The organism is Actinomadura luteofluorescens (genome assembly GCF_013409365.1).
In the GTDB taxonomy this organism is placed as follows: Bacteria; Actinomycetota; Actinomycetes; order Streptosporangiales; family Streptosporangiaceae; genus Spirillospora; species Spirillospora luteofluorescens.
Map to the genome: position 1 here is coordinate 5068465 of NZ_JACCBA010000001.1, position 13781 is coordinate 5082245.

Sequence of the window (13781 nt, forward strand, 5' to 3'; positions counted from 1 at the left end):
CTCCCCTCCGGAACGAGAGTCGACGGTGCCGGCACAGCGCCGGCACGCATCGGGCACACGGAGGGACCATGATCGACAGAAGAACTTTCGGCAAGGGGCTCGGCCTGGTCGCGGGCGGGGCCGCCGCCTCCGCGGCCGGCCTGCCGGACGCGTCCGCCGCCGCGCCGAGGCCGGCCCCCGGCGGCCGCACGTCCTTCACCACTCTCAGACAGATCAGGGCGGGCCTGCTGGACGTCGGTTACGCGGAGACGGGCCCCGCGCACGGGCCGGTGGTCATCTGCCTGCACGGCTGGCCCTACGACATCCACAGCTTCGTGGACGTCGCCCCGGCGCTGGCGGCGGAGGGCTACCGCGTGATCGTCCCCTACCTGCGGGGGCACGGGACGACGCGCTTCCTGTCCGCCCGGACGTTCCGGAACGCCCAGCAGTCGGTGATCGCCCTCGACGTCATCGCCCTGATGGACGCCCTCGGGATCGAGAAGGCCGTCCTCGCCGGCTTCGACTGGGGCTCCCGGACCGCCGGCATCGTCGCGGCCCTGTGGCCGGAACGCTGCAAGGCCCTCGTCTCGGTCAGCGGGTACCTGGTCACCGACCGCGAGGCCAACCTCCGGCCGCTGCCGCCGAAGGCCGAACACGCATGGTGGTACCAGTACTACTTCGCCACGGAGCGAGGCCGGCTGGCCATGCGGGACGAACGCAAGCGGCACGACCTGGCCCGGCTCGTCTGGGACACCGTCTCCCCGACGTGGGGCTTCGACGACGCCACCTTCGAGCGCACGGCCGCGGCCTTCCGCAACCCCGACTACGCCGCCATCGTCGTCCACAACTACCGCTGGCGGCTGAGCCTCGCCGACGGCGAGCGCCGCTACGACGGCCTGGAGAAGCGGCTCGACGCGCGGCCGGTCATCACCGCCCCGACCATCGTGCTGGACGCCGACCGCGACCCCTTCACGGCCCTGAGCGACGCGTCCTACCGGGACAGGTTCACCGGCGCCTACGAGTACCGCCTGCTCAAGGGCATCGGCCACAACGTCCCGCAGGAGGCTCCCGCGGCCTTCGCCCAGGCCGTCACCGACGCGGACCACTTCTGACCGAGACCACTTTCACCGATAAGGAGGAACGACCCATGGCCAGGACATGGCTGATCACCGGGGCGTCGCGAGGACTCGGACGCCACCTCACCGAGGCCGTCCTGAACGGCGGTGACCGCGTCGTCGCCACCGCGCGGCGCCCGGAGCAACTGGACGACCTGGCGGCCCGGCACGGCGAACGGATCCGGGCGGTCGCGCTCGACGTCACCGACCCCTCCGCGGCCGCCCGCGCGGTGAAGGAGGCCACCGGCGCCTTCGGCCGCCTCGACGTCGTCGTCAACAACGCGGGCTACGCCAACAGCGCCCCGATCGAGGAGATGGCCGAGGACGACTTCCGCGCCCAGATCGAGACCAACCTCTTCGGCGTCGTGAACGTGACGCGGGCGGCGCTGCCCGTCCTGCGCGCGCAGCGCTCCGGGATGTTCGTGCAGATCTCCTCCATCGGCGGACGCGTCGGCGGCACCCCCGGAATGGGCGCCTACCAGGCCGCGAAGTTCGCCGTCGAGGGCTTCTCCGAGGTACTCGCCGCCGAGGTGGCGCCGTTCGGCGTGAAGGTCCTCATCGTCGAGCCGGGCGCGTTCCGCACCGACTGGCAGGGCTCGTCCATGGAACTCCACCCCGTCGGCCCCGACTACGAGGAGACGGTCGGCGCCGTCAACGGCTACCGGCAGGCCAACGACGGCACCCAGCAGGGCGACCCGGCCCGCGCCGCCAGGGCCATCGTCGACGTGGTCGGCGCCGGCGAACCGCCCCGCCGCCTCATCCTCGGCAGCGACGCCCTCGCCCTGGCCCGCAGGTCCGGCGAGGCCCGCGCCGCCGAGGCCGAGCAGTGGGCCGCGGTGACCGGCTCGACCGACTTCCCGCCGGACGACCGCTAGCCGCGGGCGGGCCGCCCTGCTCGATCAGGCGGCCGGGCCGCGGGCGATGTAGAGGTTCATGCCGGTGAAGTCGAGGGTGACGTTGTAGGGCTTGAAGAACGGGTGGAAGAAGGCGCCCAGCGAGTCGAACCCGGAGCGAGGGGGCCTGCTGGTCGGGTTCGCCACGCAGTAGACCTCCCTGGCGACGGCGTCGCCGAGGCGTATCTCCTCCGGATAGCAGGGGTAGGTGACGACCGGGTGGCTGTGCGCGAAAGTCTCCAACGGGCGGTCGTAGTCGGTGCGGATCCGCAGCTGCTTGGCCGTCTCCTCGGGCATTGCCACGGCGCTCTCGCTGGTCCCGCCGATGGACAGGCCCACCACTCGCGTGCCGGAACCGCCGATGCTGCCCCTGCTGTACAGCCCGTGCTCATGGGCCAGCCACAGCGGCAGCGGCCCGGCGCCCGCCCGAGCGGCGTCGCGCCGTGCCCTGCGGGCCGTTTCGGAAGTAGGGCGGCGCAGGATCAGCGACCGGCCCGCGTAGTCGAAGGTGGTCAGCAGGTGGTAGAAGATCCACGTGCCGATGATCCCGTCGCTGGGCCCCCCGGGTGAGGCCTGGTCCGTCTCCGTCCACTCCACGGGGAGGTTGCGCAGTTCGATGCCGCCCAGCTTGAAGGACTCCAGCACCCCGAAGTACTGCCACGCGGTGCCGTCCAGGTAGTCGATCTGCTGCTTCGTTACGGCGGTCAGCCCGGCCTCCCTGGCCACGTCCGCGGACAGGCCCAGCCACGGGGCGCCGGTGTAGAGCATGAAGCGCTTCGGCGGTCCGCCGTTGAGCGACCCCTCGACCTGCGGTGACGGGTCCATCTGCTGCCACGGCAGCCGCGCGGTGTCGCCGTGGACCTGGTACGGCTCGCCGTGAACCGCCCCGAACCATTTGGCGAATACGTCCTTGCCGGCCGCTTGCCAGCACGGCACGGACAGGGAGAGTTTGTCCTGCCGGATGTAGCAGTCGCCCAGGAGCTGGTTGGCGTCCTTGTCGCCGGGCGCTAGTTCGGACGCCATTAGGAGATATTTCTCGGCGACCGGGAACTGGTTCACCAGTAGTGCCACATGGCCGCGCTGCCGGGCCGCGTGCACGTTCGAAGGATCCTTTCTCAGGATCTCCTCATATGCGTGGCCGGCCTGTTCGAACTTTCCGGCCTTGAACAGCGCGTCCGCGTCCGCGTCGTCGGCGTGCGCCGCGCCCGTCCCGCCCAGCAGCGGCGCGGTCGCCGCTGCACCGGCCACCACGGCGGCGCCCCGCAGCAGCGAACGCCGATCCCATTTCCCGTCGTCGGCCACGGCCTTCTCCATTCTTCTCCGGCGATGAAGATGCGCCTCGAACGCTACGAACCGGCACATATCGTCGGCGTATCGAAAACACCCCGGGGCGCGCCTCCCCGCGCCCCGGGGTGCGGTCAAAGGCCCGCGTCGGCCCCGAGAGCCGCCTTTAACAGGACGACGGCATTGACGGGGCTGTCGGCCTCGCACATCCAGAAACCGCCCTGGACGAACCACCAGCGGTCGCCGTCACTCGCGCGACGGCGGCACTCGACCTCCACGCCGCAGGCCTCCGGCTCCTTCGCCACGCGCAGTCGCAGCGCGGAAACGCTCTCCACCGCGAGTTTCTGGCCTCGCAACAGATTCCCGAGCGTGGTCGTGAACTCCACGCCCGTCGGGCCCTCGCCGGGCCCATTTGGATTTGACGGGATCATGCCGCTGCCGCCACTTCCATCTGGTTCCTGATCTGGCGCGCCGCTCCGGCCAGGTCGTTCGCCGGCCCGGTCCACGGGGCGAGAACGTCCGCGAGAAGGACGAGAAAGGTGATCCGCTCGCGTTGCGGGATCACCAGCGCGGGCCCTCGCGTCCGGTTCAGTTCGGGGAGTGGCGGCGGAAGGCGGCGTCCTCGGGAAGTCCGCTCGTGCGCTCCCACGGCGTCACGCTCCGGGCGCCCGGCGGCGGCCGCCCGGGGATCGTCGGTTACTTTTCATGATCGACCTCTTTTTGGTGCGGGGGACAGTTGATCCATTTGATGTGGCGATGCGCGGAACGGGCGCCCTGTCCGGCTCGCCGTGATCGCGGATTCTCGCGATTCACTCCCGTGCTGACTCCGAGTAGAGCACCATGAAAGCAACGTCCGCAAGCAATCGGATCGATTCTCGGCCGGGAATTTTCGCAGGTCAGAGACCTGTTGCGGACCGGGCGAGGGGATGCTTTCATTCCGAGTGAAAGGCGGCCCCGAGATGCGAGATGGAGGTGATCTGAGTGTCGGAAGCAACCACGGGTTCGACCGTCCCCCGGCGGCAACTCGGCCGGTACCTCCGCGAACTTCGGACTAATGCCCGCTTAACCGTCCAAGTCGCGGCGAAAGCGCTTGAATGGTCCGAAGCAAAGATGTGGAGGATCGAGACCGGCCAAACGTCCCTGCGTTCCCACGACGTGGAGACGATGTGCCGCGTGTACGGCGCACCCGAGGAACTGAAGATCGCCCTGATGGGCCTCGCCAAGGAGACCAAGGGAAAGGGATGGTGGCACGCCTACGGCGACGTGATCCCGGAGAGCTTCGATCTCTTCATCGGCCTGGAGGAGGCGGCCAGCAGCCTGGAACTGTATTCGCCGGAACTGGTACCCGGCCTCTTCCAGACTTCTGACTACGCCCGCGCGGTCATCAAGAACAACTCTCGTCTTCAAGAGGAGGAGATCGACCGCCGAGTGCAGTTGAGAATCCAGCGACAGACGCTGGTGACACGCTTCACGGAACCGACCATCCTCCGCGCGGTCCTGAACGAAGCCGTCATTCGCCGGGGCCGTGGGCGGGACGACGGTCATGGCAGCTCAGCTCGCCTGGCTGGCGGAACTGAACGAACGCCCCAACGTCTCGATCCGTCTCGTGCCCTTCTCACTGGGGGCGCATCAGGGGCTTGACAGCGGCTCGTTCATTCTCATGCGGTTCCCAACCGCAGCAGATGGACGAAACCACGAACCGCCAACGGTGTACGTACAAGGCTTCACCGGAGCCCTGTACCTGGATAAACCCCGCGAGATCGACCGCTACGCCGCGGGCTTCGCGGCCATATGGGACGCCGCTCTGCCTCAGGAGGAGAGTTCGGCGTTGTTCCGACAGACGGCAAGGGAGATGATCGAGCCATGAACGCTGACTTCGCAGGAGCCCAGTGGCGCAAGAGCAGTCGCAGCAACTCCGAGCAGGAGTGTGTGGAGGTCGCCCAGTCGTCGATCGCCATCGGTATCCGGGACAGTAAGAACCCCGAGGGTGGCCACCTGGCCCTCGACCGCAGCGCGTTCACCGGGCTTCTCGCTCGCGTGAAGGCCGGCGACCTGGACCTCTGACAACGCTCCCCGCGAGAGGCGTCCCGGTCACCACCTGGGACGCCTCTCCACCCGCATGAAGCCCGGCATTGTCGGGCGGCGGCCGGATTTCTTCAGCGTGCGATGCGGGCACGTCCACCATGCTGTAATCGTCCGATGACCTTCGGTGCTACTCGGGCTTCGGAACGTCGGTGCTGGACGTTCGCGGCCGCGATCGTTCTGGCGGCGGGCATGGTTGCGAGCTGCGGTGACGGCGGCAAGAAGCCTGGTGTTCGCGTCCCGGTTTCAGACGGCTACACGGTGCCGAAACCACTTACCTCCGCCCCACCCGTCGGCGCCCCCCGCCTCGACCAGCTCATGCATCACATGGAGGAGGCGACCGTGAGGGCCGGGGGCGTGGCCGCACCGACCAAGGCACGTTGCGAGACCGACAAGAAACGAATCGGGACGCGCCCCGAGATCTTTGCGTGCACGGTGTCCTACAGAGGCAAGACCGCCGAGTTCCGCGCTAGCGTCTCAGTGCTGTCGAAGCGGCTGACGTCCGAGCCCGGACAGAACTTCCCGAGCGGGACCGAGTACCAGTACAGGCTCACGGCCGTCGCGACGAAGCTCGTGCTCACCCGCGAAGGCGTCCACCGCCAGTGGGGCTACCACCCGTCCGGTGGCGACGATAACGAGTACCGCTGCGACGCCCACATCCCAGAGGCGGCCGTGGTGGCTCCGGGACCGACGCCCTATCGCTGCTACGACCTCTACCGCCTCGGTTACAAAACCAGGGTCGCCGCCTACCGCGTGGTCTTGTCCGCAGAAGACGGCGAACAACCCGACGGAAGCCTCTCCTTCAAACCGGTCCCGACCGAGGAACCCGTGCGCAGGGACCAATGACGCCACGGCAGAGCGCCGCTCAAATGAAGGGCCTGATCCAGGTCTCGAACCGCGCCCCGAACTCGTCCTGGGCCGCTTTGATCAGGTCATTGGGGTCGCTCACCGGAGCCAGGCCGAAGTGCTGCTTCAGCCATGCGACGTAGGACTGGTGCGCCTGGGGGGCGCCTTCACGTTTGCGGTGGTATCCCTCGTACTCCGCGAAGTGGACGTCGTCCCAGTCGATCGACAGCGGCCGGTCGCTCGCGAGCTGGCAGAGCAGATCCCGGAGGTGGCGTGCGGTGAGATGGATTCCTCCCTCGTCACCGAACGCCGCGATCGGCAGGGTGGCGAGGTCCGCGCGGTCGTCCACGCGCCAGAAGGCGTAGAACGAGCCTGAGCCGTTGGCCTGCGCGAAGGGGAGGAACGCCTCGACGAACTCCTCGGCGTCCGACCATGAGTCGTGCTGGGGCTCTCCGAAATCGGTCAGCTCGAACCCGTCCGAGATGAACTCTCCGCCGAGCCGCTCCTGCAGTTCGCTGAGCAGGTTCAGTTCCGGCACGGGCGAGAAGGCACTGTCCATCGGGGCGACGTCCGATCGGCTGGGGGAGAGAGGCGAGATCGTTCGCGAGAACATACCGGTTCCGGCGGCCGCGTTCGTCATCACGAGCCGCCGTAGCGGGCGGCGATCGCGGCGGCGCGGTCGCGCAGCGAGTTGCGCAACCACGGAGGGGCCAGGACTTCCGCGTTCGTGGCGAGCTGCCACAACGCCCACACGGCGTGCCTCGAATCTTGGAAGGTCACCTCCATCCGCAGCAGGCCGTCCGTGTCGTCCTCCTCGGAGAGGACGGCCAGCGCGGTGCCCACCAGGTCTTCCCGGCGCGCCGGGGTCACCCGCAGGAGGACGGCGACCTGGTCGCCGCCGGTCCGAAACCGCGTGCTGCGCTCCTGCCAGGCCCGGTCCAGATCGACCTGCTCCGTCCGCTGTGCGGGTTCGTCGAGCTCCTCCGCGGCCAGGATCCGTGACAGCCGGTACGTGCGGTCCGCGCCGGACCTCGTGGCCAGCAGGTAGCCCTGGCCGCGAACGGTGACGAGGCCGACCGGGTCCACCGTCCGCCACTTCGGGGTCTGGTCCACGGCCGCGTAGTGGATGCGCAGCTTGTGCCCGGCGAACACCGCGCGCCGGACCTCGGCCACGACCGCGTCGGGGACCTCCTCCACGACCTGCCGGCGCGCGAGAAGGTCGGCCTCGGGATCGATGAGCAGCCGCCGGGCCGCGTCGGCCGCGGTGTCCCGGTAGCTCGCGGGCAGCGCGTCGACCACCTTGAGCATGGCCGAAGCGAGCGCCGAGCCGAGACCGAACGCCTGCGCGCCGCGCCGCGATCCGGCGACCAGCAGCGCGAGCGCCTCGTCGTGGTTCAGCCCGGTGAGCTCGGTCCGGAAACCGGGCAGCAACGCGAAACCGCCGTGCCGGCCGCGCTCGGCGTAGACCGGGACGCCCGCCGCCGACAGCGCCTCGACGTCGCGCAGCACGGTCCGGGTGGACACCTCCAGCTCGCGGGCCAGCGCGGTCGCGGACAGCCGACCGTGCTGGCGCAGCAACAGCACCAGCGAGACCAACCGGTCGGCACGCACACGAGGAACCTACCGAAATACACGACACAGGTTGTCGTGATTCGTTGGGAGGCTCTCACCACCACGTCGAAGAGCGGCTGCGAGCCGGCGACGTGCGCACTGTCGACGAATCGAACGGAGCTGAGGCGGCAATGGAACGAACGACGGTCAACCCGTGGACGTGGTCGGTGGACCTGGGCTACGACCAGGGCGAGGTCGTCTCCGGACACACCCGGACCCTGTACTGCTCAGGCCAGACCGCGATGAGCGCGGACGGCGAGCCCCAGCATGCCGGCGACATGGCGGCACAGCTGGCGCTGAGCGTCGACAACCTGGAGGCCGTACTCGCCGAAGCCGGGATGTCCCTGGCGGACCTCGTCCGCCTCAACGTCTACACCACCGACGTCGACCTGCTCTTCCAGCACTACGGCCTCCTGGCCTCCCGCCTGGCCGCCGCCAAAGTGGCCACGAGCACCACAATGCTGGGCGTCACCCGCCTGGCCATCCCCACCCTGATGATCGAACTCGAAGGCACCGCCGTCGCCTGACCCCACCGCACCGCTGCTCGTGCCCCACCAGCACGAGCAGCACGCGACGGCCGTTGCACGGTGTTCCCCTGACGTGGACCGACAATTCCGGGACGCAGCGTCCATCCCGACCGGTTCTCATGCGCCCGGACGCACGCGGTCGGCCTTTCGCCGGCGCTCCTGGGTGATCCACCGCTTGCCTTCGGCGGCGACGCCCTCCAAGACATGAAGGGTGTGACCGAGACCCGCGGAGTCAAGGGTCACCTCCGAGACCTCTCCCAGGGTCTCGTCCACCAGCAGCTCTTCCGTTCCGGAGGTCAATACGTCGACCCGGATCCGCTCTCCGTTGACGAGCGCGAGCTCGAACTTGCGTTCATCGCGCTCTGCTTGGCGCACCAGCACCGCTGCGACCGACTCGTAGCGGTAGTTGGTGCGTTCATGGCCGCGGAAAGCGCCCTCCTCGAAGTCGAGATCGGCCCTGAACTGGCGTATCCCGTCAGATGTGAGGAGGAAAAGCGTCAGGCGATAGCGCGTGTAGCGCCACGGACCGTGCTTCAGTCTCGCGCGTCGGGTCGGGGTGCCGGGCGCTTCGATGAAGGCATGGGCGATCAGGTCGCTCATGGAGAGTTTGTAGTGGCGTAGCGCCTCATCCATCAGCACTTTACGGTCGCAGTCCAACCACGCGGCCATCTCCCGGTCCGAGGGCTTGTCGGCCAGCTTCTCCTTCCAGCGCAGGAAAGCCGCATCGCATGCGGCACGCACCTGCGCGACCTCCGCCTTGTCGGCGGCGTGCCGTCTGCGTTCGAGGACGATGCGCAGCCAGGCGCGGACGGTCAGGAATCCCGCCGCGAGCGCGATGGCCGTAGAACGCGTCGCCCCGAGGGGAGCGACCTGTGCCGCCGCCACCATCGCCTGACAGGCTCCGATCACGCACGTGGCACTTCCGAGAAGTGTCACGGCCTTCGTGGACAGGGGGACCGCGAGTTCCCGGCGGTAGTCCCACAGCGTGTCGTTCTCCCACCGCTTCCTGACATCGCTGACCCGGTACCGGATAAGCCAGGCGATGCGTTCGGCCCCTGCCCGTTGCTCCCGGTAGGCGCCGACCATCTCGTCCCGGATGCTCCGGCGAATGCCGGCCGTACCGTCCAGCCAGGCTGAGCGGCTCGTGTCGCGCGGAACGTACTTGGCGAAGTAGCGGTCGAAATGCTGGTCGACCCTGCTGGCGAAGCCGCCGGAAGGTGGACTGGCCGCGCGAGCGCGAGGCGGCGCGAATTCGGCGTCCTTCGCTCGGCGCCGCTCGACGCGGAAGCGCCACTCCAGGCCACCGCGCGCGGCGAGGTAGCCGCCTCCGACGCCCAGCAGATACACGAGCACCGCGACTAGCTGGAGGTCCCGGGCCAAGAGGTAGCCGATGTGACACGCCGCCGCGGCCAGGACTGCCGTTGCGGCCACCGCCTGTACCCAGAGACTCCGGGGAGTGTTGGGAGGCTGTGGATCAGGGACCCGTGGATCCAAGGGCCGCGGCTGGAAGAATTTCCAGACGCGGTCGGTCCGGTCCTTCGCCTTCTGGTTCTGTTCGGCGCTTTCCAGAGAACGTTTCCACATCTCGTCCTGGAGTGGCCCTTCCAGGAACAGCTCCATGTGTCGCAGGATCATCGGGCGCTGAGGAACGGCGAGCCCGTCGAGATCCTTGAGGAGGAGACGCATGTCCGCGTCCGGCAGCCGTGCGGCCTCCAGCAGACGGCCGATGGTCTTCACCCCGTCGGCCCAGGCGCCTCCACCGGAGACGTGGCACAGACGCGGAGCCTTCCACAACATCTCGGCGTCGTCGGGAGGCATCTCGTGCCGGGTTCGGCCACTGACCAGGGCAAGCCGTAGGTAGAAGCAGGATTCGTTACCTCTGTGGCCGTCCACGACGGCTTCGCGTATGAGCTGCCGCGCCCTGTCTGACATGCCGCCGTCGAGCAGGCGGACACCGGTCTCGAACCGCTCCGCGGGCGAGGCGTTTGCAGAAAGCGCGTAGTGATGGACGTCGCCGTGCACGACCGCAGCCTGGACGCCGATCTGGGCGTTGTCCGCAGCGTAGTTCGTCGCGGTGGCGTGCGGTCCGGTCATGACAGACCCTGGACCAGGGCGATGATCGTCCCGACCTCGGCGGCCAGGATCGCGACGTCCGCGACGAGCCCGCGCACCTTCTTCAGCGCCAGCGTCACGGCGCCCATGTCCTGCGGCGCGGTCGTCAGCAAGGTCTCGCTGGCGGCGGCGAGCTCCGCTTGGGCCGCCTGGTAGGTGTCCTCGTCCAGCTGGCCGGACGTCCGGGCCTGCTGGAGCCGGGCGGCCAGGCCGGCGATCGCTTCGGCCGGGTCGGCCGGTGCGGTTCGCTCGCTGGAAACGTGGATACCGCCGTACACCTGACCTGCCTGCACGCCCACCCGTGCGTTGTCCTTGGCCACGTTGCGGGTCGTTCCGGGCATGTCGGTGCTCCCCTTCGGGTCGTTCGCCTCGGACCGGGCGCGGTCCCGTTCCTCGCCGGCCAGGTTCTCGGCCAGGGCCACGGTGTACGCCGCCGCGTTGGCGACCGCCCGGGCCTGCCACTGTTCGCGGTCGGTGGTCTCCTTGGTGCCGTCGGCGCGATCGCTGATCCCCCGGACCACGACCACCGGCAGCGATCTGTTCAGGTGCGCGGCCTGAGCGACGCCGGCCCCTTCCATCTCGATCGCGAGCGCGTCGTTGAAGTGCTGCCTGATCCAGCGGGCGTACGCCGAGACCTTGGAGTCGAGGACGACCTCGCCTGCCGCGATCGGGCCGAAATGCACCTTGCCGGTGCGGCCATCGTCCGCCCATGCACGGTCGCGCGCGACATGCCGTGCGAGCTGGTCGGCGCCGTGCGACGCCTCCCACACGCGGGGCCGGCTCTTGAAGCCGTCGTCCTCGCTCGTCCCACCGTGGAACGCGTACACGTGGGTGGCGACCACCAGATCCCCCAGGGGGATATGGGTGTGCAGGGCACCCGCCACGCCGACGAAGATCAGCGCGACGGGGGAGAACTCGGTGATGGCGCGTTCGGTCAGCACCGCCGCGGACTGGTTGCCCTTGCCGACGAGCCCTAACGCGATCCGGCATTTGCCGCCCGCGAGCCGCCCCAGCTCGAACCGTGTGCCCTGCGGATGGCGGTGGACTCGTGGAGTGTCCAGCTTCTCGCGGACGGCCTCGTACTCGACGTCGAGCGCGGTAAGGACGACGATCGGTTTGTCGTTCATTCCTCCGGTCCTTTCGTGTTCGATGGTTCGCTGGGCCGGATCATCGGCGGGTACAGGACTTTGCGCGGACCCGCCTTGAACAGCCGTGCCGGTCTCCCGGACGTCACCTTTCGCTCCGGCCCAGCCGCGACGATGAACCCGCTGGTCCTCTGAACCTTCCGGTAGAAATTGCGCGGATCGAGGGAGACCCCCCACACCGCCTCATAGACCCGCTGGAGATCGGTGATGGTGAAGACCGGAGCGCAGAACGCCGTCGCGAGGGCGGAGTGCTCGAGCTTGGCGCGGGCGTTCTCGACACCGTCCTCGACGATCCGCCGGTGGTCGAAGGCGAGCTCCAGTTCCCCGGAGAGGACCTGATCGGCCGGCTGCCACCGGGCGCCGGCCGCGTCCGTGCCCGCGGTCGGTTCCGGGAGCCCCGGCGCGATCGCCAGATAGGCGACGGACACCACGCGGCCGCGCGGGTCGCGCCCCGGAGCGCCGTAGACCCCCAGGTGCTCGAGGTGCAGCGTCGCGGCGTCCATCGCCGCCTCCTCCTCCAGCTCGCGGCGGGCCGCCGCGGTGAGGTCCTCCTCGGCGTCCCGCAGGAACCCGCCGGGAAGCGCCCACGCGCCCTCGTAAGGCTCGACACCGCGCTCGATGAGCAGCACCTTCAGGCTCGACTCGCGCAACGTCAAGATCACTAGATCGACGGCGAGCATGACGGCGGGCGGGGTCCAGCGGTCCTCGGTCACGCAGCGAGGATAGCTTTTTGTCTCTCTGACAAAAAGAGCGGAGGCGTTGGCGTTCTGGTCACTTCCGCGTTACTGGTCGGATAGCTCTGGTCCCGCCAGACGGGGTCCGATGCCCGTGCAATCAGGGTTCCGTGTTCGGGGCGGGGGGCGAGGGGGCGAGGGGGCGGGCGGCGGGCCTGGCTGGGCGAGGACTCGGCCCCTGTAGGTGGAGCAGTGGACACGCGGGCTCGTGGGTGCGGTGGGCTGCGGTGGCCGTTTGAGGTCAGGGGTGGAAACTCTGATCTTGCCAGCAGATACTGGCATTGAATGGTCGTCGTTCTGGGAGGTGCTGTGGATCGAAGCTCGATGAATCCTCCGCTGTCGCGTCGCGCCTTCGGGCTGGGGGGTGCCGCGCTGGTCGGGGCCGCTCTCGCCGGGTCGCCGGGCGGGGGCGCGCACGCCGCCGAGCCGCCGTCGGGGGAGTGGGTCGACGTGCCTGTGCCGCCGTTGGCGGGGCGGAGCCATCTGCTCGGTATCGCCGCGCCGGACCCGTGGCACGTCTTCGCCGGGGGCACGGAGAACGCCTATCAGCCGGACTCGCGTGCCGTCATGCTGCAGCGGACTCCGCGCGGCTGGACGCGCGTCGCGATGCCTGAGGGGTTGGTCGTCGTCAACGACGTCCGCGCACGTCACGCCGCGGATGTGTGGGCCCTCGCCGCAGGACGGAACGCCCAGGAGCGCACCGACCTGCTGCACTGGAACGGGCACCGCTGGACGGCGGTGGCGGGCCCCGAGGGCGAGCTGCTCCAGGCCATCGAGGTCGATCGGACCGGCGGCCTGTGGGCGACCGGGATCAGCGGGGACGCCACGACAGTGTCGGTGCGGCGGCACGGCCAGTGGAAGAACGCACTCACCCTTCCGCAGCCCTCAGGGCTCAACGCCATCGCCGCCGGTAGCGCCTCGGACGTCTGGGCCGGGGGATACGGCGAGTCGCAGATCGGCCCGACACCGCTGTGGCACTTCGACGGCGCGGCCTGGAAGCGCACCCCGTGGGGGTCGGAGTGGGCCCACTGGATCCTGCAGATCGAGTACGTCGCTCCGGACGACGTCTGGTTCTACGCCCTCGAACAGAGTCCCCTGTTCCCGCCGCCGACGCTGCACCACTGGGACGGCTCCGCGTTCACCGCGCATCGTCTTCCGAGCCCGTCTGACCCGGCCGGGGAGGTGCGGCCGAAGTCCGTGATGGGGTTCCTCGGCTCGATCGCAGCCGATGGACGGGGCGGTGTCTGGGCGTCCAGTCCGTACGATCCCGCGCGCCTGCTGCACTTCGACGGCACGTCCTGGATACAGGCGACGCCGCCTCTCGGGGTGACCGCGTACTCGATGACCCGTGTCCCCCACACCGGCATCATCTGGGCCGGTACTCAGGTGGGCACCGTCTGGCGCAAGTCCTGACGCCTGGTCGTTCGCGCTCGCCCGGGGCTGGTTTGCTTGG

General features: G+C 69.2%; 15 protein-coding genes and 1 pseudogene. 9 read left to right on the forward strand and 7 right to left on the reverse strand.

Features of this window, described 5'->3' with window-relative positions; genetic code table 11:
- Nucleotides 1–68: 68 nt before the first annotated feature.
- Together BJY14_RS23575 and BJY14_RS23580 are read left to right on the forward strand one after the other, a co-directional pair.
- The gene (locus BJY14_RS23575) at nucleotides 69–1091 is read left to right on the forward strand and encodes an alpha/beta fold hydrolase (protein ID WP_179845618.1); all 1023 of its coding nucleotides are present in this window, start codon (nucleotides 69–71) and stop codon (nucleotides 1089–1091) included.
- A gap of 35 nt (nucleotides 1092–1126) precedes the next feature.
- Nucleotides 1127–1969 (forward strand): oxidoreductase, encoded by an 843-nt coding sequence (locus tag BJY14_RS23580; RefSeq protein WP_179845619.1) that lies wholly within the window; start codon nucleotides 1127–1129, stop codon nucleotides 1967–1969.
- 24 nt (nucleotides 1970–1993) lie between these two features.
- On the opposite strand, the gene BJY14_RS23585 is transcribed toward BJY14_RS23580, so the two are convergent.
- Both BJY14_RS23585 and BJY14_RS23590 read right to left on the reverse strand, forming a co-directional pair.
- Nucleotides 1994–3301, reverse strand: a complete 1308-nt coding sequence (locus BJY14_RS23585) for an aspartyl protease family protein (protein WP_218905568.1) — start codon at nucleotides 3299–3301, stop codon at nucleotides 1994–1996.
- A gap of 104 nt (nucleotides 3302–3405) precedes the next feature.
- Entirely contained in the window at nucleotides 3406–3657 is a 252-nt protein-coding gene (locus BJY14_RS23590) for a hypothetical protein (protein ID WP_179845621.1), read from the reverse strand.
- A 595-nt stretch (nucleotides 3658–4252) separates the two neighbouring features.
- Here BJY14_RS23590 and BJY14_RS47320 point away from each other — a divergent pair.
- The 5 genes and pseudogenes from BJY14_RS47320 to BJY14_RS23605 form a co-directional block, all read left to right on the forward strand.
- Nucleotides 4253–4408 (forward strand): annotated as a pseudogene (locus BJY14_RS47320) (helix-turn-helix domain-containing protein); the annotation flags it as partial.
- A gap of 27 nt (nucleotides 4409–4435) precedes the next feature.
- Nucleotides 4436–4912, forward strand: a complete 477-nt coding sequence (locus tag BJY14_RS46675; protein ID WP_512771183.1) for a Scr1 family TA system antitoxin-like transcriptional regulator — start codon at nucleotides 4436–4438, stop codon at nucleotides 4910–4912.
- On the forward strand, nucleotides 4815–5138 hold the full coding sequence (locus BJY14_RS46680; protein ID WP_281382127.1) for a Scr1 family TA system antitoxin-like transcriptional regulator: 324 nt from the start codon (nucleotides 4815–4817) through the stop codon (nucleotides 5136–5138). The genes BJY14_RS46675 and BJY14_RS46680 overlap by 98 nt, the downstream gene beginning before the upstream one ends.
- Nucleotides 5135–5335 (forward strand): DUF397 domain-containing protein, encoded by a 201-nt coding sequence (locus tag BJY14_RS23600; protein WP_179845622.1) that lies wholly within the window; start codon nucleotides 5135–5137, stop codon nucleotides 5333–5335. Before BJY14_RS46680 ends, BJY14_RS23600 begins: the two co-directional genes overlap by 4 nt.
- Nucleotides 5336–5470: 135 nt before the next feature.
- Entirely contained in the window at nucleotides 5471–6199 is a 729-nt protein-coding gene (locus tag BJY14_RS23605; RefSeq protein ID WP_179845623.1) for a hypothetical protein, read from the forward strand.
- Between the two features lie 19 nt (nucleotides 6200–6218).
- On the opposite strand, the gene BJY14_RS23610 is transcribed toward BJY14_RS23605, so the two are convergent.
- Together BJY14_RS23610 and BJY14_RS23615 are read right to left on the reverse strand one after the other, a co-directional pair.
- A complete protein-coding gene (locus BJY14_RS23610) occupies nucleotides 6219–6758 on the reverse strand; it encodes a hypothetical protein (RefSeq protein ID WP_218905569.1) in 540 nt (179 codons plus the stop codon).
- Between the two features lie 80 nt (nucleotides 6759–6838).
- Nucleotides 6839–7810 carry a helix-turn-helix transcriptional regulator gene (locus BJY14_RS23615; RefSeq protein WP_179845625.1) on the reverse strand — a complete coding sequence of 324 codons (972 nt, stop codon included), beginning with the start codon at nucleotides 7808–7810 and terminating at the stop codon, nucleotides 6839–6841.
- A gap of 131 nt (nucleotides 7811–7941) precedes the next feature.
- Here BJY14_RS23615 and BJY14_RS23620 point away from each other — a divergent pair, with 131 nt between their 5' ends.
- Entirely contained in the window at nucleotides 7942–8337 is a 396-nt protein-coding gene (locus BJY14_RS23620; RefSeq protein WP_179845626.1) for a RidA family protein, read from the forward strand.
- Nucleotides 8338–8454: 117 nt separating this feature from the next.
- Here BJY14_RS23620 and BJY14_RS23625 read toward each other — a convergent pair whose 3' ends face one another.
- Genes BJY14_RS23625 through BJY14_RS23635 form a run of 3 tightly spaced genes read right to left on the reverse strand, consistent with a single transcriptional unit; the run spans nucleotide 8455 to nucleotide 12307 of the window.
- Nucleotides 8455–10431 (reverse strand): hypothetical protein, encoded by a 1977-nt coding sequence (locus BJY14_RS23625; protein ID WP_179845627.1) that lies wholly within the window; start codon nucleotides 10429–10431, stop codon nucleotides 8455–8457.
- The gene (locus tag BJY14_RS23630; protein WP_179845628.1) at nucleotides 10428–11576 is read right to left on the reverse strand and encodes a 5'-methylthioadenosine/S-adenosylhomocysteine nucleosidase; all 1149 of its coding nucleotides are present in this window, start codon (nucleotides 11574–11576) and stop codon (nucleotides 10428–10430) included. Before BJY14_RS23630 ends, BJY14_RS23625 begins: the two co-directional genes overlap by 4 nt.
- Nucleotides 11573–12307 carry an NUDIX hydrolase gene (locus BJY14_RS23635; RefSeq protein WP_179845629.1) on the reverse strand — a complete coding sequence of 245 codons (735 nt, stop codon included), beginning with the start codon at nucleotides 12305–12307 and terminating at the stop codon, nucleotides 11573–11575. The genes BJY14_RS23630 and BJY14_RS23635 overlap by 4 nt, the downstream gene beginning before the upstream one ends.
- Before the next feature lie 345 nt (nucleotides 12308–12652).
- On the opposite strand from BJY14_RS23635, the gene BJY14_RS23640 reads away from it, so the two are divergent.
- A complete protein-coding gene (locus BJY14_RS23640; protein ID WP_179845630.1) occupies nucleotides 12653–13741 on the forward strand; it encodes a hypothetical protein in 1089 nt (362 codons plus the stop codon).
- Nucleotides 13742–13781: the final 40 nt, after the last annotated feature.

Excerpts from the sequence above, each read along its gene's own strand:
- BJY14_RS23575 (WP_179845618.1), top strand. The coding sequence starts at position 69 with ATGATCGACAGAAGAACTTTCGGCAAGGGGCTCGGCCTGGTCGCGGGC.
- BJY14_RS23580 (WP_179845619.1), top strand. The coding sequence starts at position 1,127 with ATGGCCAGGACATGGCTGATCACCGGGGCGTCGCGAGGACTCGGACGC.
- BJY14_RS23585 (WP_218905568.1), bottom strand. The coding sequence starts at position 3,301 with ATGGAGAAGGCCGTGGCCGACGACGGGAAATGGGATCGGCGTTCGCTG.
- BJY14_RS46675 (WP_512771183.1), top strand. The coding sequence starts at position 4,436 with ATGTGCCGCGTGTACGGCGCACCCGAGGAACTGAAGATCGCCCTGATG.
- BJY14_RS46680 (WP_281382127.1), top strand. The coding sequence starts at position 4,815 with ATGGCAGCTCAGCTCGCCTGGCTGGCGGAACTGAACGAACGCCCCAAC.
- BJY14_RS23600 (WP_179845622.1), top strand. The coding sequence starts at position 5,135 with ATGAACGCTGACTTCGCAGGAGCCCAGTGGCGCAAGAGCAGTCGCAGC.
- BJY14_RS23605 (WP_179845623.1), top strand. The coding sequence starts at position 5,471 with ATGACCTTCGGTGCTACTCGGGCTTCGGAACGTCGGTGCTGGACGTTC.
- BJY14_RS23610 (WP_218905569.1), bottom strand. The coding sequence starts at position 6,758 with ATGGACAGTGCCTTCTCGCCCGTGCCGGAACTGAACCTGCTCAGCGAA.
- BJY14_RS23620 (WP_179845626.1), top strand. The coding sequence starts at position 7,942 with ATGGAACGAACGACGGTCAACCCGTGGACGTGGTCGGTGGACCTGGGC.
- BJY14_RS23625 (WP_179845627.1), bottom strand. The coding sequence starts at position 10,431 with ATGACCGGACCGCACGCCACCGCGACGAACTACGCTGCGGACAACGCC.
- BJY14_RS23630 (WP_179845628.1), bottom strand. The coding sequence starts at position 11,576 with ATGAACGACAAACCGATCGTCGTCCTTACCGCGCTCGACGTCGAGTAC.
- BJY14_RS23640 (WP_179845630.1), top strand. The coding sequence starts at position 12,653 with ATGAATCCTCCGCTGTCGCGTCGCGCCTTCGGGCTGGGGGGTGCCGCG.